This window comes from Phycicoccus sp. 3266 (assembly GCF_031456495.1).
In the GTDB taxonomy this organism is placed as follows: domain Bacteria; phylum Actinomycetota; class Actinomycetes; order Actinomycetales; family Dermatophilaceae; genus Pedococcus.
In genome coordinates this window covers 730,864-751,854 of the sequence record NZ_JAVDUW010000003.1, presented here as the reverse complement: position 1 = coordinate 751,854, position 20,991 = coordinate 730,864, and the positions used below count along the sequence as shown (strand labels likewise).

The 20,991-nt window shown below is 74.9% G+C and carries 25 protein-coding genes and 1 riboswitch; of the genes, 16 read left to right on the top strand and 9 right to left on the bottom strand.

What is annotated here, in order from left to right:
- The first annotated feature begins 7 nt into the window (after positions 1 to 7).
- Genes def through J2X64_RS17985 form a run of 3 tightly spaced genes read left to right on the top strand, consistent with a single transcriptional unit; the run spans position 8 to position 2,974 of the window.
- Positions 8 to 553, top strand: coding sequence for a peptide deformylase (def, locus tag J2X64_RS17995; protein ID WP_310157420.1), 546 nt, complete (start codon positions 8 to 10; stop codon positions 551 to 553).
- The gene (gene fmt / locus J2X64_RS17990; RefSeq protein ID WP_310157418.1) at positions 553 to 1,488 is read left to right on the top strand and encodes a methionyl-tRNA formyltransferase; all 936 of its coding nucleotides are present in this window, start codon (positions 553 to 555) and stop codon (positions 1,486 to 1,488) included. The genes def and fmt overlap by 1 nt, the downstream gene beginning before the upstream one ends.
- Positions 1,481 to 2,974 carry a transcription antitermination factor NusB gene (locus J2X64_RS17985; RefSeq protein WP_310157416.1) on the top strand — a complete coding sequence of 498 codons (1,494 nt, stop codon included), beginning with the start codon at positions 1,481 to 1,483 and terminating at the stop codon, positions 2,972 to 2,974. The genes fmt and J2X64_RS17985 overlap by 8 nt, the downstream gene beginning before the upstream one ends.
- A 13-nt stretch (positions 2,975 to 2,987) precedes the next feature.
- Here J2X64_RS17985 and J2X64_RS17980 read toward each other — a convergent pair whose 3' ends face one another.
- Positions 2,988 to 3,983: a hypothetical protein gene (locus J2X64_RS17980; protein WP_310157414.1), complete on the bottom strand. Its 996-nt coding sequence runs from the start codon at positions 3,981 to 3,983 to the stop codon at positions 2,988 to 2,990.
- 127 nt (positions 3,984 to 4,110) lie between these two features.
- Here J2X64_RS17980 and rpe point away from each other — a divergent pair, with 127 nt between their 5' ends.
- From rpe to J2X64_RS17935, 9 genes are all read left to right on the top strand, one after another.
- Entirely contained in the window at positions 4,111 to 4,773 is a 663-nt protein-coding gene (gene rpe, locus J2X64_RS17975; protein WP_310157412.1) for a ribulose-phosphate 3-epimerase, read from the top strand.
- A 134-nt stretch (positions 4,774 to 4,907) separates the two neighbouring features.
- A riboswitch (FMN riboswitch) is annotated at positions 4,908 to 5,038 on the top strand.
- Positions 5,039 to 5,155: 117 nt separating this feature from the next.
- Positions 5,156 to 6,178 carry a bifunctional diaminohydroxyphosphoribosylaminopyrimidine deaminase/5-amino-6-(5-phosphoribosylamino)uracil reductase RibD gene (gene ribD, locus J2X64_RS17970; protein ID WP_310157410.1) on the top strand — a complete coding sequence of 341 codons (1,023 nt, stop codon included), beginning with the start codon at positions 5,156 to 5,158 and terminating at the stop codon, positions 6,176 to 6,178.
- Positions 6,178 to 6,876, top strand: a complete 699-nt coding sequence (locus tag J2X64_RS17965) for a riboflavin synthase (RefSeq protein WP_310157408.1) — start codon at positions 6,178 to 6,180, stop codon at positions 6,874 to 6,876. Before ribD ends, J2X64_RS17965 begins: the two co-directional genes overlap by 1 nt.
- A complete protein-coding gene (locus tag J2X64_RS17960; RefSeq protein WP_310157406.1) occupies positions 6,873 to 7,580 on the top strand; it encodes a nicotinamide mononucleotide transporter family protein in 708 nt (235 codons plus the stop codon). The genes J2X64_RS17965 and J2X64_RS17960 overlap by 4 nt, the downstream gene beginning before the upstream one ends.
- Positions 7,577 to 8,803 carry a bifunctional 3,4-dihydroxy-2-butanone-4-phosphate synthase/GTP cyclohydrolase II gene (locus tag J2X64_RS17955; protein WP_310157404.1) on the top strand — a complete coding sequence of 409 codons (1,227 nt, stop codon included), beginning with the start codon at positions 7,577 to 7,579 and terminating at the stop codon, positions 8,801 to 8,803. The genes J2X64_RS17960 and J2X64_RS17955 overlap by 4 nt, the downstream gene beginning before the upstream one ends.
- Positions 8,800 to 9,285, top strand: coding sequence for a 6,7-dimethyl-8-ribityllumazine synthase (ribH, locus tag J2X64_RS17950; RefSeq protein WP_310157402.1), 486 nt, complete (start codon positions 8,800 to 8,802; stop codon positions 9,283 to 9,285). Before J2X64_RS17955 ends, ribH begins: the two co-directional genes overlap by 4 nt.
- Positions 9,282 to 9,545, top strand: coding sequence for a phosphoribosyl-ATP diphosphatase (locus tag J2X64_RS17945; protein WP_310157400.1), 264 nt, complete (start codon positions 9,282 to 9,284; stop codon positions 9,543 to 9,545). Before ribH ends, J2X64_RS17945 begins: the two co-directional genes overlap by 4 nt.
- Positions 9,546 to 9,569: 24 nt before the next feature.
- The gene (gene hisG, locus J2X64_RS17940) at positions 9,570 to 10,415 is read left to right on the top strand and encodes an ATP phosphoribosyltransferase (RefSeq protein ID WP_310157399.1); all 846 of its coding nucleotides are present in this window, start codon (positions 9,570 to 9,572) and stop codon (positions 10,413 to 10,415) included.
- A gap of 2 nt (positions 10,416 to 10,417) precedes the next feature.
- Entirely contained in the window at positions 10,418 to 10,921 is a 504-nt protein-coding gene (locus J2X64_RS17935; RefSeq protein ID WP_310157396.1) for a PH domain-containing protein, read from the top strand.
- A 124-nt stretch (positions 10,922 to 11,045) separates the two neighbouring features.
- Here J2X64_RS17935 and J2X64_RS17930 read toward each other — a convergent pair whose 3' ends face one another.
- The 5 genes from J2X64_RS17930 to J2X64_RS17910 all read right to left on the bottom strand — a co-directional run bounded on the left by J2X64_RS17930 (position 11,046) and on the right by J2X64_RS17910 (position 14,902).
- Complete coding sequence (locus tag J2X64_RS17930; protein WP_310157394.1) at positions 11,046 to 11,378, bottom strand: TfoX/Sxy family protein; 333 nt, start codon at positions 11,376 to 11,378, stop codon at positions 11,046 to 11,048.
- A 77-nt stretch (positions 11,379 to 11,455) separates the two neighbouring features.
- A complete protein-coding gene (locus J2X64_RS17925) occupies positions 11,456 to 12,664 on the bottom strand; it encodes an MFS transporter (protein WP_310157391.1) in 1,209 nt (402 codons plus the stop codon).
- 22 nt (positions 12,665 to 12,686) lie between these two features.
- Positions 12,687 to 13,850 (bottom strand): FUSC family protein, encoded by a 1,164-nt coding sequence (locus J2X64_RS17920; RefSeq protein WP_310157389.1) that lies wholly within the window; start codon positions 13,848 to 13,850, stop codon positions 12,687 to 12,689.
- Entirely contained in the window at positions 13,850 to 14,287 is a 438-nt protein-coding gene (locus J2X64_RS17915) for a hypothetical protein (RefSeq protein ID WP_310157386.1), read from the bottom strand. Before J2X64_RS17915 ends, J2X64_RS17920 begins: the two co-directional genes overlap by 1 nt.
- A gap of 48 nt (positions 14,288 to 14,335) precedes the next feature.
- Positions 14,336 to 14,902, bottom strand: coding sequence for an AAA family ATPase (locus tag J2X64_RS17910; protein ID WP_310157384.1), 567 nt, complete (start codon positions 14,900 to 14,902; stop codon positions 14,336 to 14,338).
- Between the two features lie 31 nt (positions 14,903 to 14,933).
- Here J2X64_RS17910 and hisF point away from each other — a divergent pair, with 31 nt between their 5' ends.
- The 4 genes from hisF (at position 14,934) to J2X64_RS17890 (ending at position 17,224) form a co-directional block, all read left to right on the top strand.
- Complete coding sequence (gene hisF / locus J2X64_RS17905; RefSeq protein ID WP_310157382.1) at positions 14,934 to 15,719, top strand: imidazole glycerol phosphate synthase subunit HisF; 786 nt, start codon at positions 14,934 to 14,936, stop codon at positions 15,717 to 15,719.
- Between the two features lie 115 nt (positions 15,720 to 15,834).
- A complete protein-coding gene (locus J2X64_RS17900; RefSeq protein WP_310157378.1) occupies positions 15,835 to 16,176 on the top strand; it encodes a metalloregulator ArsR/SmtB family transcription factor in 342 nt (113 codons plus the stop codon).
- Positions 16,173 to 16,613 carry an SRPBCC domain-containing protein gene (locus J2X64_RS17895; protein WP_310157376.1) on the top strand — a complete coding sequence of 147 codons (441 nt, stop codon included), beginning with the start codon at positions 16,173 to 16,175 and terminating at the stop codon, positions 16,611 to 16,613. Before J2X64_RS17900 ends, J2X64_RS17895 begins: the two co-directional genes overlap by 4 nt.
- Positions 16,610 to 17,224: a maleylpyruvate isomerase family mycothiol-dependent enzyme gene (locus tag J2X64_RS17890; protein ID WP_310157374.1), complete on the top strand. Its 615-nt coding sequence runs from the start codon at positions 16,610 to 16,612 to the stop codon at positions 17,222 to 17,224. The genes J2X64_RS17895 and J2X64_RS17890 overlap by 4 nt, the downstream gene beginning before the upstream one ends.
- Before the next feature lie 119 nt (positions 17,225 to 17,343).
- Here J2X64_RS17890 and J2X64_RS17885 read toward each other — a convergent pair whose 3' ends face one another.
- Genes J2X64_RS17885 through J2X64_RS17875 form a run of 3 tightly spaced genes read right to left on the bottom strand, consistent with a single transcriptional unit; the run spans position 17,344 to position 20,860 of the window.
- The gene (locus J2X64_RS17885; protein WP_310157372.1) at positions 17,344 to 17,994 is read right to left on the bottom strand and encodes a response regulator transcription factor; all 651 of its coding nucleotides are present in this window, start codon (positions 17,992 to 17,994) and stop codon (positions 17,344 to 17,346) included.
- The gene (locus J2X64_RS17880; RefSeq protein ID WP_310157370.1) at positions 17,991 to 20,075 is read right to left on the bottom strand and encodes a sensor histidine kinase; all 2,085 of its coding nucleotides are present in this window, start codon (positions 20,073 to 20,075) and stop codon (positions 17,991 to 17,993) included. Before J2X64_RS17880 ends, J2X64_RS17885 begins: the two co-directional genes overlap by 4 nt.
- A gap of 20 nt (positions 20,076 to 20,095) precedes the next feature.
- Positions 20,096 to 20,860 (bottom strand): hypothetical protein, encoded by a 765-nt coding sequence (locus J2X64_RS17875; RefSeq protein ID WP_310157367.1) that lies wholly within the window; start codon positions 20,858 to 20,860, stop codon positions 20,096 to 20,098.
- Positions 20,861 to 20,991: the final 131 nt, after the last annotated feature.

Here is a 20,991-nt window from a genome sequence, read left to right as displayed (position 1 = left end):
TGCTCGGGTGCCGATCCAGAACATCCGCCTCTTCGGCGACCCGGTGCTGCGCACGCCGGCCGCACCCGTCGTCGACTTCGACCGCGAGCTGCGGCAGCTGGTCAAGGACCTCACCGACACGATGCTGGACGCGCCCGGCGCAGGTCTCGCGGCGCCCCAGATCGGCGTGGGGCTGCGGGTGTTCACGTACTGGGTCGACGGCGAGCTCGGCCACCTGGTCAACCCCGACCTCGACCTGTCCGAGGAGCTGCAGGAGGGCGACGAGGGCTGCCTGTCCTTCCCCGGCCTGCGGTTCGAGACCCCGAGGGCGCTGCGCACGGTGGCCAAGGGCCTCAACCAGTTCGGCGAGCCCGTGGTCGTCGAGGGCACCGAGCTCATGGCCCGCTGCCTCCAGCACGAGACCGACCACCTCGACGGCATCCTGTTCATCGACCGGATGGACCGCGAGCAGCGCAAGGCCGCGATGAGGGCCATCCGCGAGGCCGAGTGGGGCGACGGCCCGGCTCCCGTCGTCAAGGCCAGCCCGCACGCCACCTTCGGCCGGGCGCTCTGATGCGGCTCGTCTTCGCCGGCACGCCCGAGGTGGCGCTGCCGTCCCTCGACGCGCTGGTCGCGTCCTCCCACGAGGTGGTCGCCGTCGTGACCCGCCCCGACGCCCGTGCCGGCCGCGGACGCACGCTGCACCCGTCGCCCGTGCGGCGGCGTGCCGAGGAGCACGGCATCGAGGTCCTCACGCCGGAGCGACCGCGGGACGAGGGCTTCCTCGCGCGGCTGCGCGAGATCGCGCCGGACGCGTGCCCGGTCGTGGCGTACGGCGCGCTCGTGCCGCAGGTCGCCCTGGACATCCCGGTGCACGGCTGGGTCAACCTGCACTTCTCGCTGCTGCCCGCGTGGCGCGGTGCCGCTCCCGTCCAGCACGCCGTCATGGCGGGCGACGAGGTGACCGGCGCCTCGACGTTCCGGCTCGAGGCCGGCCTCGACACCGGACCGGTCTACGGCGTCATGACCGAGAGGGTCCGCCCGACCGACACGGCCGGCGACCTGCTTGCCCGCCTTGCCGAGGGCGGGGCGGGCCTGCTCGTCGCCACCATGGACGGGATCGCCGACGGCTCGCTGACGCCCGTGCCGCAGCCGGCCGACGGCGTCTCGCTCGCCCCCAAGATCGAGGTGGCCGACGCCGAGGTGCGCTGGGAGCGCCCCGCCACCGCCGTCGACAGGCTGGTGCGCGGCTGCACGCCCGCGCCGGGTGCGTGGACGACCTTCCGCGGCGAGCGCCTCAAGCTGTCGCCCCTCACCGTCGACGATGCGTATGCCGAGGGGCTGCTGGCGCCCGGTCAGCTGGCCGCCGGGAAGCGCGAGGTCCACGTGGGCACCGGGTCCGGGGTGGTGCGCCTCGGCGCGGTCCGCCCGCACGGCAAGAAGGAGATGGCCGCGGCCGACTGGGCCCGCGGTGTCCGCATCGAGGCGGGGGAGCGGCTCGGTGGCTGAGCAGCGGCCGAGGGGCTCCTCCAGCGGCGGTCGGCCTCACCGTCCGCAGCGCTCGCGCCAGCGGCCCAGCGAGCGCGGGCGCACGAGCGACCCGCAGCGGCTCGCGGCATACACCGTGCTGCGCGCGGTCGCGGACGGCGCGTACGCCAACCTCGAGCTGCCCGCCGTCCTGCGCGACCGGCGGATCACCGGCCGCGACGCGGCCTTCACGACCGAGCTCGTCTACGGCGCGGTGCGCATGCACGGCTTCTACGACCCGGTGGTCGCCGTGGCGGCCGGACGCCCGCTCAGCCAGGTCGACCCGAAGGTGCTCGACACGCTGCGCCTCGGGGTGCACCAGATCCTCGGGATGCGCGTGCCGCCCCACGCCGCGGTGGCCGAGACGGTGGCGCTGGCGCGCAAGGTCAACGGCGCCGGCGCGGCGGGGTTCGTCAACGCCGTGCTGCGACGGGTCAGCGAGCGCGACCGCGAGGCCTGGCTCGCCGAGGTCGTGCCGCAGGGCGACCTCACGGCCCGGCTCGCGGTCGAGCAGTCGCACCCCGAGTGGGTGGTCAAGGCGATGCGGGCGGCCCTGCTCGGCCACGGTGCCGCGACGCCGGAGACCGTCGACGAGCAGCTGACCGCCCTCGTGGCCGCGGACAACGACCCGCCCAAGGTGTCACTCGTCGCGCGTCCGGGCCTGTGCAGCGTGGCCGAGCTCGTCGAGGCAGGCGCCGAGGCGTCGCCGCTGTCGCCGGTCGGTGCCGTGCTCCCGTCGGGCGACCCGGGCGCCGTCGCGGCGGTCCGCGCGGGGCGCGCTGCCGTGCAGGACGAGGGGTCGCAGCTGCTCGCGCTGGCGCTCGCGGCGGTGCCCGTGGAGGCCACCGGCACCGAGCGCTGGCTGGACCTGTGCGCCGGTCCGGGTGGCAAGGCCGGCCTGCTGGCCGCCCTCGCGGCGCAGGCGGGTGCCGACCTCGTCGCCAACGAGGTGAGCCCGCACCGCGCCGACCTGGTGCGCCAGACCCTGCGCCCCGCGCTCGAGCGCGCCTCCGCCGCGGGCCGGGTCCTGGAGGTCCGCACCGGTGACGGCCGCACCATCGGGGAGGACGAGCCGGGCGGCTACACCCGGGTCCTCGTCGACGCGCCCTGCACCGGCCTCGGCGCACTGCGCCGCCGCCCCGAGGCGCGGTGGCGCCGGACGCCGGCCGACCTGGCCGGGCTCGGTTCGCTGCAGCGCGAGCTACTGGCCTCTGCCATCGACGCCACGGCGCCGGGCGGCGTCGTCGCCTACGCCACGTGCAGCCCGCACCTCGCCGAGACACAGTTCGTCGTCGGCGACGTGCTCAAGCGGCGCGACGACGTCGAGCAGCTGCCGGTCCGCGAGTTCCTCCGCAACGCGGCGGGGGACCCGGTCGAGGTGCCCGGAACCGGGCCGAGCGCCCAGCTGTGGCCGCACGTGCACGGCACCGACGGGATGTTCCTGGCGCTGCTGCGCAAGCGCGGCTGACCGGCCGACTGCCTCAGGTCGACGGGGGCGGCGAGGCGAGCAGCCGCCTGACCTCGGCGGCGGCGGGCCGCTCGCCCAGCGCCTCGTGCTGGGCGAGCGCGGTCGTGAGCAGGTCCCGTGCGTCCGGGCGGTGGAGGGTCCACGCGACGGTCCCGGCCGCTCGCGCCACCCGGGCCCGGGCGGCGGGGGACTCGACCTGCTCGGCGAGCCGTCGGGCAGTCGCAAGGTGCTCGTCCGCCGCGGAGGGATTGCGCGCTGCAGCGTGTGCCTCGGCGGCGATGCAGGCGAGCTCGAGGAACCCCGGGTCGTTGTCCGGGCGCGCGAGCAGCAACCGCTCGGCCTCGCCGAGCTCGGCGAGGGCGGCGTCGACGTCGCCGCGCGCGAGGGCGCTCGAGGCGAGGTGTGCGTGGCAGTAGCCCATGTCCACCTCACGCGCGGACATCGAGCTGTCCGCGTAGGTCGCCAGCGCGCTGCGGACCAGGTCCTCACCCTCGGCGGGACGTCCCCGCCGCACGTGCAGGTCGCCGAGGATGCGGCGCCGTCCGGCCTCGTCGACCCGGACCGGGTGGGGGTCGGCCAGCAGGCGGGTCGCCATCCAGTCCTGGCCGGTCTCGATGGCCGCCTGCGCCCGCAGGTGCCGGTGCAGCGGCTCGACGGGGTCGTCGCCGAGCGCCGCCGCGGCCTCGTCGTAGCGGCCCAGCCCGAGCAGGGCCATCGCCCGCATCGCCAGGTCCTGCGGCGCCAGCACCGGTGCGGCCGCGCCCGCCGGGGTCTCGAGCAGCTGCAGGCACCGGTGGTACCGGCCCGTCAGCAGGGCGCTGGTGGCGCGCAGCCGGGCGGCCACGCCGACGTAGCGCCTGGGTGGCTCGCGGTGGGCGATCACCTCGGCGTGCCGGCCCGCGACCATCAGCTCCCGCATTCGGCGCAGGGTGTGCTGCGCGCGCAGGTGGTCCACGACGACGACACCACCGAGCACCGCGAGGGCCACGACCACGACGATCCACAGCACGCGGCGAGTGTGGCCGCCGCCCGACGGTGGCGTGGCCGTTCGGCCCGACGCGGTCCGTTCGGCCGAGGGGCGGTTCGTCCGGCCGAGGCGGTCCGGCCGGCGCAGGCGCCGTCGCTAGGGTGTGCGCGTGCAGATCTCGCCCAGCATCCTGTCCGCCGACTTCGCCAACCTGCAGCACGAGCTCGAGCGGATCAGCAACGCCGACTGGGCCCACGTCGACGTGATGGACGGCCACTTCGTGCCGAACCTGACCCTCGGCCTCCCCGTGGTCGAGGCACTGGCCAAGGTCAGCCCGATCCCGCTGGACTGCCACCTCATGATCGAGGACCCCGACCGCTGGGCGCCCATGTATGCCGAGGCCGGCGGGGCATCCGTGACCTTCCACGTCGAGGCGGCACGCGACCCGCGCGCCCTGGCCAGGAACCTGCGTGCGGCCGGTGCCCGGGCCGGCATGGCGATCAAGCCGGGCACCGCGTTCGCGCCGTTCGAGGACCTGCTGCCGGACCTCGACATGGTGCTGGTCATGACGGTCGAGCCCGGCTTCGGCGGCCAGTCGTTCATGGCCGACCAGATGCCCAAGGTGGCGCAGGTCCGCGAGGCCGTGCAGCGCTCGGGCGGGGAGATCTGGGTGCAGGTCGACGGCGGCGTGTCCGCCTCCACCATCGAGCAGTGCGCCGAGGCCGGGGCGGACGTCTTCGTGGCGGGGTCCGCTGTCTACGGCGCGCAGGACGCGGCCGCCGCGGTCGACGAGCTGCGCGCGCTCGCGACCGCCCACGCGCACCCGGCCTGAGCCCGCACGGGACGACCTCCGGGGTCCGCGTCACCGTCGTCGCCTGGGGACTCGCCCCGCCGACGGCCGCGTGAGGACCGTCACCCGGACCGCGTCTGCCGCTCGCGGCACGCGCTGGCATACTGGACGTCGACACACGTGCTCCGGGGTCGGTGCAAGTCCGAACCGGCGGTGACAGTCCGCGACCCGACCGCAGCCAGCGGCCGGTTGACCAGGTGGAACTCCTGGACCGACGGTGAAAGTCCGGATGGTAGGCAGCACGTGGACGCGGGACCCCCAGGTCGCGCGGTCGGGTCCGTCGTGACCCGCCGCCTGCCCTGAGGTCCCTCGACCGCACGTCCCCCGGAGCTCGACCGAACGGTCTGGAGCAGGAGGCGGGACGATGGGCGAGCAGCCCGGCACCGGGACGTTGATGCGTCGTGCCCTCGCCCTGGCCGCCCGGGGACCCGAGGCCGACCCCAACCCGCGGGTCGGCTGCGTCCTGGTCACCGACGACGGCGAGGTCGTCGCCGAGGGCTGGCACCGCGGCGCCGGGACCCCCCACGCCGAGGCCGCCGCCCTGGCCGCCGCGGGCGAGCGCGCCGCCGGCACCACGGCATACGTGACCCTCGAGCCGTGCAACCACACCGGCCGCACGCCACCGTGCGCTCAGGCCCTGTATGCCGCGGGCGTGCGCCGCGTGGTCCACGCGCAGTCCGACCCCAACCCGGTCGCGGCCGGTGGGGCGGACTGGCTGCGCGAGCGTGGCGTCGAGGTCGTCGGCGGGGTCCTCGCGCAGGAGGCCGAGGCGCTGAACCGCACGTGGACGCACCTCGTTCGCACCGGCCGGCCGTGGGTCACCTGGAAGCTCGCCACCACGCTCGACGGGCGCAGCGCCGCCGCCGACGGCACGAGCCAGTGGATCACCGGGCCGGCCGCCCGAGCCGACGTGCACGAGCAGCGAGCCCGCTGCGGGGCCGTCCTCGTCGGCACCGGCACGGCCCTCACCGACGACCCGCACCTCACCGCCCGGCACCCCGACGGCACCCTCATGGACGCCCAGCCGCTCCGGGTCGTGATGGGGGAGCGCGACCTCCCGCCGCAGGCCCGCGTCCTCGACGACGCCGCGCCGACGTGGCACCTGCGCACCCGCAGCCCCAAGGAGGTCCTCGAGGCGCTCGCCTCGGCCGGGGTCCACCACGTCTGGCTCGAGGGCGGCCCGACCGTCGCGGCGGCGTTCATGTACGACCGGCTCGTCGACGAGGTCGTGGCCTACGTCGCGCCGGTGCTCCTCGGCCGGGGCCGGCCGTCGGTCAGCGACCTCGGCATCACCACCATCGACGAGGCGCTGCGCCTCGACCCCACCGACATCACCCTGATCGGCACCGACGTGCGGATCACCGCCTGCCTGAAGGAGACCCGCTGATGTTCACCGGCATCGTCGAGGAGCTCGGCCACGTCGTGGCGCTCGAGCGCGGCGCCGACTCCGCCCGGCTGACCGTCGCCGGACCGCTGGTCGTGTCCGACGCCGTCCACGGCGCCTCGATCTCCGTCAACGGCGTCTGTCTCACGGTCGTCGAGCACGACGCCGAGCAGTTCACCGTCGACGTCATGGCCGAGAGCCTGGCCCGCACCAGCCTCGGCGCGCTCTCGCCCGGCGACCGGGTCAACCTCGAGCGCGCGATGGCGGCCGGCGGCCGCTTCGGCGGGCACGTCGTCCAGGGCCACGTCGACGGCACCGCGCGGATCCTCGAGCGGGCCCCGGGTGACCGGTGGGAGGTCGTGCGCTTCAGCCTCGGCGCCGACCTCGCCCGCTACGTCGTCGAGAAGGGCTCGATCACGGTCGACGGCGTCAGCCTCACCGTGTCGGCCGTCGGCGACGACTGGTTCGAGGTGTCGCTCATCCCGACCACGCTGGCCCTGACCACATTGGGGCACAAGGGCGTCGGCGACCCGGTCAACCTCGAGGTCGACGTCCTCGCCAAGTACGTCGAGCGCCTGCTCGCCACCGGGACGACGCTCGCCACCGGGACGACCCCCGCGCCGACCTCCACCACCCCCGCGACCCACACCCCCGCAACCCCCACCCCCGGCACCACCGACTCCCAGGAGATCCCCGCATGAACTGGCTCGAGAAGCTCTTCGAGGCACAGCTGACCATCGGCTCGCAGCACATCCTGTGGCGCGAGGTGGTCGGCAACGTCTTCGGCTTCGCCTCCGCCATCGGTGGCATGCGGCGCCGGATCTGGGCGTGGCCGATCGGCATCCTCGGCAACGTCCTGCTGTTCACGGTCTTCTTCGGGGTCGCGTTCTCCAACCCGCAGCACGAGACGCTGCTCGGCCAGGCCGGCCGCCAGGTGTTCTTCATCATCACGAGCATCTACGGCTGGTACCGGTGGAACTCCGTGCGCCGCCTCAACGCCTCGGACGAGGACGCACCCGTCCTCACGCCGCGCTGGGCCACCGCCCGTGAGCGCCTGGGCTACCTCGCCTTCTGGGTCGGCGGCGTCGTCGTCCTGCAGTGGGTGTTCTCGCTCATCGGTGCCGGCTGGCCCGCCCCGCGCTGGTACTTCTGGTGCGACGCCTGGATCTTCGTCGGCTCGATCGTGGCGACCTATGCGATGGCCCGCGGCTGGAACGACTTCTGGCTCGCCTGGATCGGCGTCGACCTCGTCGGGGTGCCCCTGCTCGTGCACTCGAAGTTCTACCCCTCGGCGGTGCTGTATGCCGTGTACGCCGGCCTGGTGCTGTACGGCTTCTTCGTCTGGCTCAAGGCGTCCCGCGTCGAGGAGCCCGACCGCGAGCCGGAGGCGGTGGTCGCGGCATGAGGACACTGTCGACCATCGAGCAGGCGCTCGACGCGCTGCGCACCGGTCGCCCGGTGCTGGTCACCGACGACGAGGACCGCGAGAACGAGGGCGACGTGATCCTGGCCGCCGAGACGCTCACCGACGAGTGGATGGCGTGGGCGATCCGGCACACCAGCGGCTACGTCTGCGCCCCGGTCACGCCCGAGGTCGCCGACCGGCTGGGCCTGCCGCTCATGGTGGCCGACAACCGCGACCCGCGCCGCACGGCATACACGGTCACGGTGGACGCGGCCGAGGGCGTGACCACCGGCATCTCCGCCGCGGACCGGGCGCACACCGTCCGGCTGCTGGCCGACCCCGAGTCGACGGCCGACACCTTCGTCCGGCCCGGCCACGTGGTGCCGCTGCGGGCCCGCGAGGGCGGGGTGCTGGTGCGCCCCGGGCACACCGAGGCAGCGGTCGACCTGTGCCGGCTCGCGGGCCTCGCGCCGGCCGCTGCGATCGGCGAGCTCGTCCACGACGACGGCACCATGATGCGGCTGCCGGACGTGCAGGCCATGGGTGCCGTGCACGACCTGCCCGTCATCACCATCGCCCAGCTCGTCGCGCACCGGCAGCGGTACGACCGCGTCGCCCGGGTGGCGGAGACGGTCGTGCCGACGCGGCACGGCGACTTCCGGGCCGTGGGCTTCCGCGACGCCGTCACCGGTGACGAGCACGTGGCGCTGGTCAGCCCGCGCGGGGTCCCGGGGCGGCGCGCGCTGGTGCGGCTGCACTCCGAGTGCCTGACCGGTGACGCGTTCGGGTCGCTGCGCTGCGACTGCGGCCCCCAGCTCGAGCGCTCGCTCGAGCGGGTGGCGGCCGAGGGCGGCGTCGTCGTCTACCTCCGCGGCCACGAGGGCCGCGGCGTGGGGCTCCTCGCGAAGCTGCAGGCGTACGCCCTGCAGGACGACGGCCTCGACACGGTCGACGCGCAGACCGCGCTGGACCTGCCCGTGGACGCCCGCGAGTACGCCGCCGGCGCCGCGGTGCTCACCGCCCTCGGGGTCGACCACGTGCGGCTGCTCACGAACAACCCGCTGAAGGTAGAGGCGCTGCGCGCGCTCGGGATCACCGTGGACTCGGTCGAGCGGCTCCAGGTGGCGCCGACGACGGCCAACCGCGGCTACCTGCGGACCAAGCGGGACCGGATGGGCCACGACCTCGTCGTGGACACGGCCGACACGGGGGAGACGGCATGAGCGGCAAGGGAGCGCCCACCGTCACCGCCGACGGCAGCGGGCTGCGGGTGGCGGTCGTCGCCGCGTCCTGGCACACCGAGGTCATGGACGGGTTGGTCGCCGGCGCCCTGCGCGGCCTCGCCGAGTGCGGCGTGCAGGACGTCCCGCTCGTGCGGGTGCCCGGCACCGTCGAGCTCAGCGTGGCGTGCGCCCGGCTCGCGCCGTCGTTCGACGCCCTCGTCGCCCTGGGTGTCGTGATCCGTGGTGGCACACCGCACTTCGACTACGTCTGCAGCGGGGTCACCCACGGCCTGACCGACGTCAGCACCCGCACCGGCGTCCCGATCGGGTTCGGCGTGCTCACGTGCGACGACGACCAGCAGGCCCTCGACCGCGCCGGGCTGCCCGGCTCGAGCGAGGACAAGGGGCACGAGGCCGCCGTCGCCGCGGTGGCGACCGCGGTGACCCTGGCCGGGCTGGCCCCCCGTACGCTGGGCTCGTGAAGACCTTCGACGACCTGTACGCCGAGCTGACCGAGAAGGCGGTGAGCCGCCCCGAGGGTTCGGGGACGGTCCGCGCGCTCGACGCCGGTGTGCATGCCATCGGCAAGAAGATCGTGGAGGAGGCCGCCGAGGTGTGGATGGCCGCCGAGCACGAGGGCAAGGACCGCGCCGCGGAGGAGATCAGCCAGCTGCTCTACCACCTGCAGGTGCTCATGGTCGCCTCCGACATCTCCCTCGACGACGTCTACGCCCACCTCTAGGCCACCACCCAGGAAGTCCGCACCATGCTGCGCATCGCCGTCCCCAACAAGGGGTCCCTCTCCGAGCCCGCGGTCGACATGCTCCGCGAGGCCGGCTACCGCGTCCGGCGCGACTCCAAGGAGCTCGTCGTCACCGACCACGACAACGAGGTCGAGTTCTTCTACCTGCGCCCGCGCGACATCGCGGTCTACGTCGGCTCCGGCACCGTGGACTGCGGCATCACCGGCCGCGACCTTCTGCTCGACTCCGGCAGCGCCGCGATCGAGGTCATGACGCTGGGGTTCGGCGGCTCCACGTTCCGGTATGCCGCCCGCCCGGGCACGTGCGCGGACGTCGCCGGCATCGGCGGCCGCCGCGTGGCGACGAGCTACGCCGGCCTGGTCGAGAAGCACCTGGCCGAGGCGGGGGTCTCGGCCCAGGTCGTGCGGCTGGACGGCGCCGTGGAGACCGCGATCACCCTCGGGGTCGCGGACGTCATCGCCGACGTCGTCGAGACCGGGACCACCCTCCGCCAGCAGGGTCTCGAGGTCTTCGGGGACGCGATCCTGCGCAGCGAGGCCGTCCTCATCCGCCGCGAGGGGACGGGGGAGTCCGCCGGCGTCGAGGTGCTGCGCCGCCGCCTCACCGGCGTGATCACGGCCCGCCACTACGTGATGCTCGACTACGACGTGCCGGCACACCTGGTCGAGGCGGCCTGTGCCGTGACGCCCGGGCTCGAGTCGCCCACCGTGTCCGCCCTGCAGAACAAGGAGTGGGCCGCCGTCCGCGCCATGGTCCCGCGGGCCAGGACGAACGCGATCATGGACGAGCTGTACGACCTGGGGGCGCGGGCGATCCTGGTGACCGACATCGCCGCCTGCCGGTTGTGACGATGGCACGGTCTCGGGGGCCGGGACCCGGTGCGGACGAGCAGGCGGCCTTCGCACCGTTCCGGCCGCGGCGTGGCCGCGCGGTGGCCACCGCCTCGGCCGTGGCGACCGTCCTGCTCTTCGCCGTGGTCGCCGTCGTGCTGCCCGGGCCGGCCGAGGGCGGCAACTGGCGAGCGGGCGACCGGGTCTTCTTCGCCGGGGTGGGTGTCGCCATCGCGCTGCTGCTGTGGCGTTTCGCCAGCATCCGCGCGGTCCCGACCCGGGAGACGCTGACCATCCGCAACCTGTTCCTCACCCGCACGGTCTCGTGGCGCGAGGTCGTCGACGTGCGGTTCGGCGAGGGCGACCCGTGGGTCACCATCGAGCTCAGCGACACCGACACCGTTGCGGTCATGGCGATCCAGAAGGCGGACGCCGGCTTCGGACGCGCCGAGGCCGGTCGCCTGGCCGCGCTCGTGCAGGCCCTGGGCCCGTCGGTGCCCAGCCCCGACGTCACCCGGGAGTGAGGCGTCGGTCCGACACGTCTGCGCCGTGGCCCGGGCCTGACCGCCAAGCGTCCCCTCGCAAGCCACGCACCGGACCACGGCTTCCTGCTGTATTCCCCCTGCCGGGTGCCTCCAAACCGGGTGCCTACTTCGGGGGGAGGGACGCGGCGTACGCCACGCCGGTGTCGACCCACCGCTGGAGTGCCCCGTCGGTGTCCACCCGGTCGGCGGCCACGCGCAGCCAGCCGTCCATCTCTCGGCCCCGCATGACCATGGGCTCGGCCTCGCCGCCGGCGAGCAGCTCGCCCGTGCGGGCCGGGTCGCACCGGACCATGAGACCGCCCTGGCCGCTCGCGGCGACCGCCATGTGCCCGCCGACCAGGAACGCCAGGCCGCCGAACATCGCCTTCTCCTGCACGCCGTCGACGTCCTGCAGCGCGGTGCGCAGGCGGTCGGCGAGCTCGTGGTCGTACGCCATGAGGGCAGCATCCCACCGGGCGCCGACACGCGGACCGAGCTCGCCCGGGGAGGCTGGGAGCGCCCCTCGACCGCGGGTCAGGGGATGCGTGCCAGCCCCGGTCGGAGCACGGCGGCGAACGCCACCTGACCGAGCATGAGGACCGTCAGCACCATCCAGACGGCGCCGAACCCTCCGGTGGCGTCGCGCAGCGCGCCCAGCGTCGCCGGCCCCAGCGAGGCGATCGTGTAGCTGAAGAAGAACGCCATGCCCGCCAGCCGCGCACTCGCCGCCGGTGTCGAGGCGTAGTCGACCATGAGCACCAGGCCGAGCGCGAAGGACGCGCCCTGCCCGAAGCCCAGCACCGCGGCCCACACCCACGGCGCGGCGCCCGGCGCCAGCCAGAGCCCGGCCTGGCCGAGGAGCCCGAGCACCGAGGCGGCGAGCAGCAGCGCCCGGTGGTCGTGGACGCGGTCGGCCAGGGCCGGCCCGAGCAGGCCGGAGACGAGCTGGAGCGCGGTGAAGACGCTGAGGAGATACCCGGCGTGGGTCGGGTCCCAGCCGCGCGCGGCATACGTCGGCGCCAGCCAGGCCAGCGAGGAGTAGAACTCGACGGACTGGATCGTGAGGTAGCCGGCGACCAGCCAGGCCGTCGCGTGGCGCCACGGCAGCCGCGTCGGGACCACGACGACGGGGTCCTCGGCCCGCAGCCGCGTGTGCCCGCGCCAGATGGGCAGCCAGGCCAGCGCGCCGACGACGGCCAGGACCGACCACGACCCGAGCGAGCCCTGCCACGACCCGAGGCGCTCGCGCAGCGGCACGGACAGCGCGGACGACGCGCCCGCCCCGCCCATCATCGCGAGCATGTAGAGGCCCGTGACCAGGCCCGAGCGCTCCGGCGGGAACAGCTCCTTGACCAGGCCCGGCAGCAGCGTCCCGCCGAGGGCGATGCCGACCCCGGCGACGAACGTCCCGGCATACAGCAGCCACACGTTCCCGCCGCCGAAGCGGGAGAGCAGGCCGAGCAGGACGCAGACGACGGCCGCCTGGACGCCGGTCGCGGCGCCGACCCGGGCCGCCACCCGCTGCGCCACCGGCGCGAACAGCCCCATGCAGAGCACCGGCAGGGTGGTGAGGGTGCCGAGGGCGGCGTTGCCGAGGTGCAGGTCGCGCCCGATGTCCTGCACGAGCGGGGGCACGCTGGCCATGACCGTGCGCAGGTTGACGGCGACGGCGACGAGCCCGATCGCGACCAGCCAGGTGGGCGGGGCGGCGGTGGGTGCGGGACGGACGGTGGCCTGCGACATCGGGGCCAGTCTTGCAGGCGGCTCAGCCGTCGTCGGGACCGGTGGTCATCGACTCGGGGACGTGGTCGCGTGCCTCGTCCGCGGACAGGCCGGTGAGCATGAGCAGGTCGACGACCATCGAGCGGATCTGCGCCCGCATCACCTCGGCCGAGAGCCCCGACGTCGGGTCGAGGACCGCGCTGAGCTCGGCCACCTGGTAGAGCCCTGCCCGGGCGTTGGTGGGCAGCCGCCGCTCGCCGAGCTCGCGGGCGATGTCGCCGGTCACGTCGGCGAGTGCCTCGACCAGCCGCAGGTATGCCGGGGGCACCGGTTCGTCGCGCCACGTCGCCACCGCGGCGCGACGGACGAGCACGCGCAGGTTGCGGATGGCGCGGTCCAGCGGCTCGAGCAGGTCGGCGATGGCCTGCACCCCGGGCAAGTGGCGCCGGCGGAACGGCGAGAGCCGGACGACGGCGATGCCCTCTGCGGACAGGGACCGCAGCTCGTCGAGCATCGACTCCGAGGCGCGGGCCCGCGAGAGGGTCGCGGTCGCGAGCTCCGAGTCGCGGTCGCGCACGGACCGCACGGTGTCGGAGAGGATCTCGCTGATCTCCCGCACGACGACCGACGCCTGCTGCCGCGGCCGGCGGATGGGGGCGGTGGGCGCGAGGACCGTGAAGAGGAGGGCGACCACCCCGCCGACGACGGCGTCGAGCCAACGGGTGAACGCGTAGCCCGGCGCGGCGGTCAGCGTGGTGACGATGACCGACTGCACCCCTGCCTGCGTCGTGAGCAGGGGCCCGGCGCCCAGCAGCGCCGCGATGCTCATGGCCAGGACCACGACGACGACGATCTGCCACGTGCCGGACCCGAAGAAGTGCACGAAGGCGTCCCCGACGAAGACCCCGACGGCGACGCCGATCATGACCTCGACGACCCGGCGCAGCCGCTGGCCGTAGGACAGGCCGAGCGAGACGATCGCCGTCACCGGGGCGAAGAACGGGCGCTGGTGGCCCAGGACGTGGGAAGCGACCCACCACGCGGTGGCGGCGCCGAGCCCGCACTGCACGACGAAGGCCAGCCGGGCCAGCATCCGCCGGGTCCGCGTCCGGGCCTCCCGGCGGGAGCGCGCGGCGGCGCGGACCAGGTCGGCCGAGGTGGGGACCCGCGGCAGCGCGCGGTCGCCCCGGCCTCCGGTGGCTGCCATCACCCGTTCTGCAGGTAGGCCGCCTCGAGCAGCGGCTCGAGGTCGCGGATGTCGTCCTCGTCGCAGTCGGCCGGCAGGTCGAGGCGGTGGGTGGCCGTGCCGAAACCGGTGACGGGGGAGAGGCGGTCGTCGTCCGGGGCCTCGCGGGGGAAGGCCAGGCCGACCCGGACCGTGCCGTCGGGGCCGGGCCCGACGGTCGCGAACTCCGTCCGCCGGGCGACCCGCACCCAGGGCTCGGTGCCGCCCTCCGGGGCGCCCTCGAGGGGCGCTGCGGCCAGCCGCCGCGTGTCCTCGCCGAGACCCTCCGCGAGCATCACGACCGCGTCGTGCACCGAGCGCAGGCCCGCGTCCTCGGCCGCGTAGAGGTCGTCGGTGCCTGCGTCGACGTCGCCGGTGGGGACCGCCGCTGCGGCCTCGGTGTCGTCGCCGGGCTCCATGGGCCGATTCTGGCAGTAGGCGGCGTCAGCGCGCCCGGCCACACGCGCTCAGGCCCGGGCGAGGGTGGTGTCGATGACGAGGTCGGCCCGCTCCCAGGTGCGGTCGGCGTCGTAGAGGCGTCGCTCCTGGGCGGCCCACTGGTCCCAGTAGGGGGCGAACCCGGGGTCGCGGGCCATGCCCCGGGCGTACCGGACGTCCTCGGCCGCCTCCACCCAGACCAGCACCGAGGCGAACGCCCCACCGGGGAGGGCCCCGGAGCCGCAGCCCTCGAGCACGACGACGTCGGTGGCGGGGAGCTGCACCCACTCGGCATACCGGTCGGTGAGCCAGTCCCAGCGCTGGTACCGCGCCGCGCGGCCCTCGCGCAGCGGGCGGACGATCCACTCGTCCGCCCGGTGGGTCCCCGCCCGCAGGCCGTCCCAGCCCGGGTAGAGGTCGTCCATGTGCACCGTGGGCGCCGAGAGGACGTCGGCCACCTGCCGGGCGAGGGTGGTCTTGCCGGAGCCGCTGGGGCCGTCGATCGCCACGAGGTGGGTGCCGCCGCAGCGCGCGGGGGTGGCGTCCACGAGGGTCACGATCTGGCTCACGTGGTCCGTGGTCCGGTCGGCGGGCATGGCGTTCACCCTAGGTGGATACCCTTCCGGGGTGAGCCTCGCCACCCGGGTCATCCCCTGCCTCGACGTCGACGCCGGCCGCGTGGTCAAGGGCGTGCAGTTCGAGAACCTGCGCGACGCCGGCGACCCCGTCGAGCTGGCGAAGGCGTACGGCGAGCAGGGCGCGGACGAGCTGACGTTCCTCGACGTGACGGCCAGCAGCGGTGACCGCGAGACGACGTACGACGTGGTGCGCCGCACCGCCGAGCAGGTCTTCATCCCGCTGACCGTGGGCGGGGGCGTGCGGACCGTCGACGACGTGGACCGGCTGCTGCGGGCCGGTGCCGACAAGGTCGGCGTCAACACGGCCGCGATCGCCCGGCCCGAGCTGGTGTCCGAGGTGGCCGAGCGGTTCGGCTCGCAGGTGCTCGTGCTGTCCGCCGACGTCCGGCGCCGGCGGGCCGAGGACGGGTCGCTGGTCGGCGGGTTCGAGGTGACGACCCACGGCGGGCGGCAGCGCACCGGCATCGACGCGGTCGAGTGGTGCGTGCGGGCGCAGGAGCTGGGTGCCGGCGAGGTGCTGCTCAACTCGATGGACGCCGACGGCACCAAGGACGGGTTCGACCTCGAGCTGATCCGGCTCGTCCGCGCGGAGCTGCGCATCCCGCTCATCGCCAGTGGAGGGGCCGGGAAGGTCGAGCACTTCGCCCCGGCGGTGCACGCGGGGGCGGACGCCGTGCTCGCGGCGAGCGTCTTCCACTTCGGTGAGCTCACCGTCGGCGACGTGAAGGCGGCACTGGCGCAGGACGGCATACCGGTCCGGCTGCCGGTCCACTGAGCGGCTGTCGATGCGCTGAGTTGCGGTCTGGCTGGGGGCACCGGGGGTCCATCGGGCGCCGGCCCTCTCCCGTATTCCAGTGGACGCTTGATCAAGTGGGTGCTTGAATACCTGCATGACGACCGGAACCGCCCAGCTCGACGCGGTGTTCACCGCGCTCGGCGACCCCACCCGCCGCGACATCGTGGCGCGGCTGAGCCGCGGTGACGCGACCGTCACCGAGCTGGCCGAGCCCTACGCGATGAGCCTGCAGGCCGTGTCCCAGCACATCCGCGTGCTGGAGAGGTGCGGGCTGGTGAGCCGCGGCCGGGACCGGCAGGCCCGGCCGTGCCGGCTGGAGCCGGAGGTGCTGCGCCAGGCCGAGTCGTGGCTCGAGGAGAGCCGGCGCACCTGGTCCGCGCGGATGGACCGGCTCGAGGCACACCTCGCCGCGGTGCAGGAGAGGGAGCAGGCATGAGCGAGGACCACCTCGTCCACGAGCGCGTGTTCCGGGCGCCGCGAGAGCTCGTCTGGCGCTGCCTCACCGAGCCCGCCGAGCTGGCCGCCTTCTGGGGGCCGGAGGGCATGCAGACCCCGGTGGACGGCATCGTGGTCGAGCTGCGCCCGGGCGGCCGGTTCGAGACGCTCATGGTCGGGTCGCACGGCAGCCACCGGATGGTCGCGACGTTCACGGAGGTCGTCCCGCCCGAGCGGCTCAGCTGGGTCGAGCCGGCCTCGGGGCTGAGCACGACCAACACGCTGGAGGACCTCGGCGACGGGCGCACCGCCGTCACCATCACCCAGCGCAACGTGCCGGAGGGCATGCGCCGCCCGCAGGCCCGCGCGGGCTTCCTCACCTCGCTCGACAAGCTCGAGCGCCACCTCGCCGCACTCGTCCAGGAGGAGCTGTCATGACCGACCTGCAGGAAAAGGTGCCCCCCACCCTCACCGGGCTGGCGGACCTGCTCGACACCGGCGACGCCGCCGAGACGGAGGCCGCCGACCCGTGGGGCCGCCCGTCGCTGTGCGAGGGCTGGACCGTTGCACACGTGGTCGCCCACGTCACGATGCCGGCGCGCCTCACGCCCGAGCAGTGGGGCGCGGAGATGGCCGCGGCCGGCGGGGACTTCGGCGTCCTGTCGAACACGGTGGCGCAGCGCGACTCGGCCCTGCCCCGGGCGGAGCTCCTCGAGCAGCTGCGCTCGGCCCGGCTGCACGCCTGGCAGCCACCGGGCGGGGGAGCGGCCGGTGCGCTGAGCCATGCGGTGATCCACTCGCTCGACGTGACGGTGGCCCTCGGCGTGCCGACCGTGGCGCCGCAGGAGGCGGTCGTGGCGGTGCTGGACGCTGTGACTGCCACGGGCGGCTCGTGGTTCGGGGTCGACCTGTCCGGTGTGCGGCTCGAGGCCACCGACGCCGACTGGTCCTGGGGGAGCGGGGAACCGCTCCGTGCCCCGCTCGGTGACCTGGTGTCGCTGGTGTCGGGGCGCACCCTGCCCGACGGCCGCTCGCTGCCCCGCCGCTGACGGGAGCCCCGGCTGCGCCACGACGGGGCTCAGGCACCCGGGCGCGCAACACGGCAGTTGCGGACACGAAACGGGGCCCCAGAACCGCCGTTTCGCGTCCGCAACTGCCGTGTTGCGGCTCAGCGGCCGAGGCCGGCGTCCCTCGCCTTGATGATGGCGTCGGCGCGGTCGGCGGCATGAAGCTTGGCGTAGACCGAGGAGACGGCATTGCGGACCGACTTGTCCGACAGGTGGGTCAGGCGGGCGATGTCGGCGTTCGACCGGCCCGCCGCGAGGTGGTCCAGGATCTCGCGCTCGCGCTCGGTCAGCTCGGGGAACGGCACATCGGGGGTGCTCGGCCGGCCGGACAGGAAGTCGGCGATGCGTGCGGCGAGAGACGCCCCGAAGACCATGCCGCCTGCCGCCGCCGCGCGGATCGCCTGCTGCACCTCCGCAGCCGAGGAGCCCTTGAGCAGGTAGCCGCGGGCGCCCGCGCGCAGGGCGCCCATGATCGTGTCGTCGTCCTCGTTCATGGTGAGGATGACGACGGCGGTGCCCGGCCGGGCCGCGACGACCTGGCGGGTGGCCTCGATGCCGTCGAGGTGCGGCATCTGGATGTCCATGACGACGACGTCCGGCTCGGTCTCGCGGGCGGTGAGGACGGCGTCGCGGCCGTCCGCGGCGGTGCCGACGACCTCCAGGCCGGGCAGCGCGTCGAGCAGGGCGACGAGGCCGTCGCGGAGCACCTGGTGGTCGTCCGCGAGCACGACGCGGATCACGGGTTCGGTCACGGTGGGCTCCTCAGGGGCAGCCGGGCGCGCACGACGGTGCCGCCCTCGGGTGGGCAGACGACCTCGGCGGTGCCGCCGAGCTCGGCGACGCGCTCGCGCAGGGACACCAGGCCGACGCCGGCTACGGCGGCGGGGTCGACACCGATCCCGTCGTCACGGACGCGCAGGTGCAGCTCGTCGTCCGCGACCTGCAGGCGGACGTCGCACCGCGTGGCCCGCGCGTGCCGAGCCACGTTCGTGACCGCCTCCCCGACGACCCGGTATGCCGCGACCTCGACGGCCGCGGGCAGCGCGTCCACGCCGTCGGCCTCGACGCGCACGGCGAAGCCCGGCCCGGACAGGGACGTCGCCTGCTGGCGCAGGGCGCCGACGAGGCCGAGGTCGTCCAACGCGGGCGGTCGCAGGTCGTGCACCAGCCGGCGGACGTCGGCCACGACGTCCTGCACCTGCGTCGCGGCCACCTCCAGGCTCCGGGACGCCGCGTCCGGGTCCTCGGACAGCACGAGCCTGGCCGTCTCCAGGCGGAAGACGACCCCGCTGAGCGCCGGTCCGAGGCCGTCGTGCAGGTCGCGCCGGATCCGCCGTCGCTCCTCCTCGCGGGCAAGGACCAGCCGCTCGCGGCTGTCCTGCAGTTCCTCGGTGAGCCGGGCGCTGCGGGCCGCGAGGGCGGCCTGGCGCACGAGGTCGCCGAGCAGCGCCTCGTCCCGGGAGGAGAGCCGGGCCCGGACTCCGTCCCGGGGCAGGACGAGGCGCCCGATCGTCGCCTCGCGGAAGGTGACCGGCAGGCTGCGCACGACCGCCGGCTCGGACCCGTGCGTGGCGGTGAGCCGACCGCCGCCCGGCCGGTCGACCTCGACCCGCACGTAGCGGACCCCGAAGGCCCGGGCCACGGCGTCGGCCACCGCGGCGAGCTGGCCGCGTGCGTCCGCTGCCGACTCCAGCCGGGACGCCAGCCCTGCGACGGCGTCGTACGGGTCGTCGCGGGTGCCGAAGACGAGCCTGCGGACGCGACCGACGAGCAGGTGCCGCAGGCCCAGGTAGACCATCGCCCCGAGGCCCAGGACGAGCACCACCACGGTGCGCTGGTCGAGCTGCAGGCCGAGCCCGTCCGTAAGGAGGGCCAGGACGGCCAGGTCGACGCCGACGACGGCCGTGGCGGCGACGCCGTTGAGCAGCGTGCCCGAGAGCAGCTCGTCGACCCCCACCAGGTCGGGCTGCACGAGGCCGATGGTGACCGCGACGGCGGGCAGCAGCACCCCCACCGCGAACAGCACGTCCTGGGCGCGGGTGGACAGGGGCACGAGCGAGGCCGCGACGAACAGCACGACTACGGCGGTCGCAGCCCAGAGCAGCCACCGGATGCGCCGGCGCTCGAGTCCGGTCGAGCGTCGGTGGCGGCGCCACACGACGGCGACGCTCGCGAGCCCACCGCAGATGGCGAGCACACCCAGCACCCCTGTGACGGCGTCGCCCACGCGCGGGTCCACCCGGAGGGTGCCCGCGTCGTACGAGAGACCCGCTGCGCCGGTGGGGTCGCCGTTCAGGCTGCCGGGCAGGAGGACGACGGCCGTGGCCCAGAGGACGACGGCGGCGACGGCCAGCCGGCTGACGACGCCCCAGGCGCCGCCCAGGAACCGCCCGGTGGGGTAGAGCAGGAGGAGCAGGGGCACGCCGACGAGCAGGAAGCTCCCGAACCGGCCGGAGAACCACAGCGCCAGCTGCGCACCCGCCGGCGGTGGTGGCGCGTCGCGCAGGGCCCAGGCGTCGTACGCGTCGCAGAAGCCGACGAGCAGCCAGAACAGGCCGAACACCACCATGACCCGTCCCACGACCTGTCGTGGCAGGCGCCAGAGGACGACGAGACCGAGGGCCAGCAGCACCAGGCCGTTGAGACCGGAGTCCCAGCCGGGCGACAACGACATGCCGTAGGACTCGCGCTGCGCCCGGCTCACCTGGGCCGCCAGCAGCACGGTCGCGGCGAACACGACGACACCGACCGTCGCCAGCAGCCCGAGTCGGAGCTGCCGGCGACGGTCGGCGGGATTCGTCGCTGAGGCGATCGTGCGTGCGGTCACGGTCACAGTGGGATTGTGGCCCGTGGTCAGGCCCGGGCGGACCCGTTTCCGTGGTCCGCGCCCCTGCGGTGTGCCCGGTCGCCGAGGGCGAACCCGAGGCCGGTGACGATGACCATGAGCTGGCCGGGGAGGCTCGCGATGTACTCCAGCGGCGAGATCCCCGCCACGGCGGTCAGGCCGCCGAGGACGAGGGCCGCCAGGCCGATCCAGCGCGGGACGGCGCGGTGGCGCCAGGCCGCCCACGCGATCGCGAGCCCGGTGAGGCCGACCGCGGTCCACAGGTAGGGGATCGTGCCGATCCAGTGGCCGTAGAGCGCCGCGGTCTCGTGCACGAAGGTCTCCGGGCGGGTGACGCCCTCGATGACCTCGGTGTCGAGGCCGGTGCCGAGCAGGAGCACCGCCGAGGTGACGGTGGTGCCGGCGACGGCCACGGTCGGCAGCATGCTGTCGGCGGGCAGTGCGAAGCGGAGCCGGCGGGCAACGCCGGCCCCGTAGACGAGCAGCAGCAGGGCAGCCGCCGACGTCACGACGTGGAAGACGGTCAGCGCGCCCCCGTGCTGGGCCAGGGTGGCGAGGATCCGGTCGGCGTCGCCCGACGTCTTCGGGTCGTAGACCGGGTTGCCCAGGTCGGCGACGACCGAGCCGGCGGATGCCGCGACGGCGGCCAGCGGCCCGGTGAGGGCCCACAGCCGGCCGCGGCCGCCACGCGTCGTGGCCGGCGGCTCGGCCGGGTTGCGGTCGGCGACGTCGTCGCGGACGAGGGTGCGGGAGGAAAGCTCGGTGGTGCTCACGGCGGAACTCCTTGGTCGGGCCCGTGCGGGCTCTGTCTGGTGTTCCACCACCGTCGCGGGCCGGGTGTCCCGCACCACAGGGACAGCGCGGCACACCCTCCCGGGACTTCCGGCCGGCGCTGCTCGGCCGC

Bases quoted from the DNA above. Each gene is read 5' to 3' on its own strand.
- J2X64_RS17895 (WP_310157376.1), top strand. From the start codon at position 16,173: ATGAGCGAGGACCACCTCGTCCACGAGCGCGTGTTCCGGGCGCCGCGA.
- J2X64_RS17925 (WP_310157391.1), bottom strand. From the start codon at position 12,664: ATGTCGCAGGCCACCGTCCGTCCCGCACCCACCGCCGCCCCGCCCACC.
- hisG (WP_310157399.1), top strand. From the start codon at position 9,570: ATGCTGCGCATCGCCGTCCCCAACAAGGGGTCCCTCTCCGAGCCCGCG.
- ribD (WP_310157410.1), top strand. From the start codon at position 5,156: ATGGGCGAGCAGCCCGGCACCGGGACGTTGATGCGTCGTGCCCTCGCC.
- fmt (WP_310157418.1), top strand. From the start codon at position 553: ATGCGGCTCGTCTTCGCCGGCACGCCCGAGGTGGCGCTGCCGTCCCTC.
- J2X64_RS17890 (WP_310157374.1), top strand. From the start codon at position 16,610: ATGACCGACCTGCAGGAAAAGGTGCCCCCCACCCTCACCGGGCTGGCG.
- J2X64_RS17960 (WP_310157406.1), top strand. From the start codon at position 6,873: ATGAACTGGCTCGAGAAGCTCTTCGAGGCACAGCTGACCATCGGCTCG.
- J2X64_RS17920 (WP_310157389.1), bottom strand. From the start codon at position 13,850: ATGGCAGCCACCGGAGGCCGGGGCGACCGCGCGCTGCCGCGGGTCCCC.
- J2X64_RS17935 (WP_310157396.1), top strand. From the start codon at position 10,418: ATGGCACGGTCTCGGGGGCCGGGACCCGGTGCGGACGAGCAGGCGGCC.
- J2X64_RS17955 (WP_310157404.1), top strand. From the start codon at position 7,577: ATGAGGACACTGTCGACCATCGAGCAGGCGCTCGACGCGCTGCGCACC.
- J2X64_RS17900 (WP_310157378.1), top strand. From the start codon at position 15,835: ATGACGACCGGAACCGCCCAGCTCGACGCGGTGTTCACCGCGCTCGGC.
- ribH (WP_310157402.1), top strand. From the start codon at position 8,800: ATGAGCGGCAAGGGAGCGCCCACCGTCACCGCCGACGGCAGCGGGCTG.
- J2X64_RS17915 (WP_310157386.1), bottom strand. From the start codon at position 14,287: ATGGAGCCCGGCGACGACACCGAGGCCGCAGCGGCGGTCCCCACCGGC.
- J2X64_RS17965 (WP_310157408.1), top strand. From the start codon at position 6,178: ATGTTCACCGGCATCGTCGAGGAGCTCGGCCACGTCGTGGCGCTCGAG.
- J2X64_RS17910 (WP_310157384.1), bottom strand. From the start codon at position 14,902: ATGCCCGCCGACCGGACCACGGACCACGTGAGCCAGATCGTGACCCTC.
- J2X64_RS17930 (WP_310157394.1), bottom strand. From the start codon at position 11,378: ATGGCGTACGACCACGAGCTCGCCGACCGCCTGCGCACCGCGCTGCAG.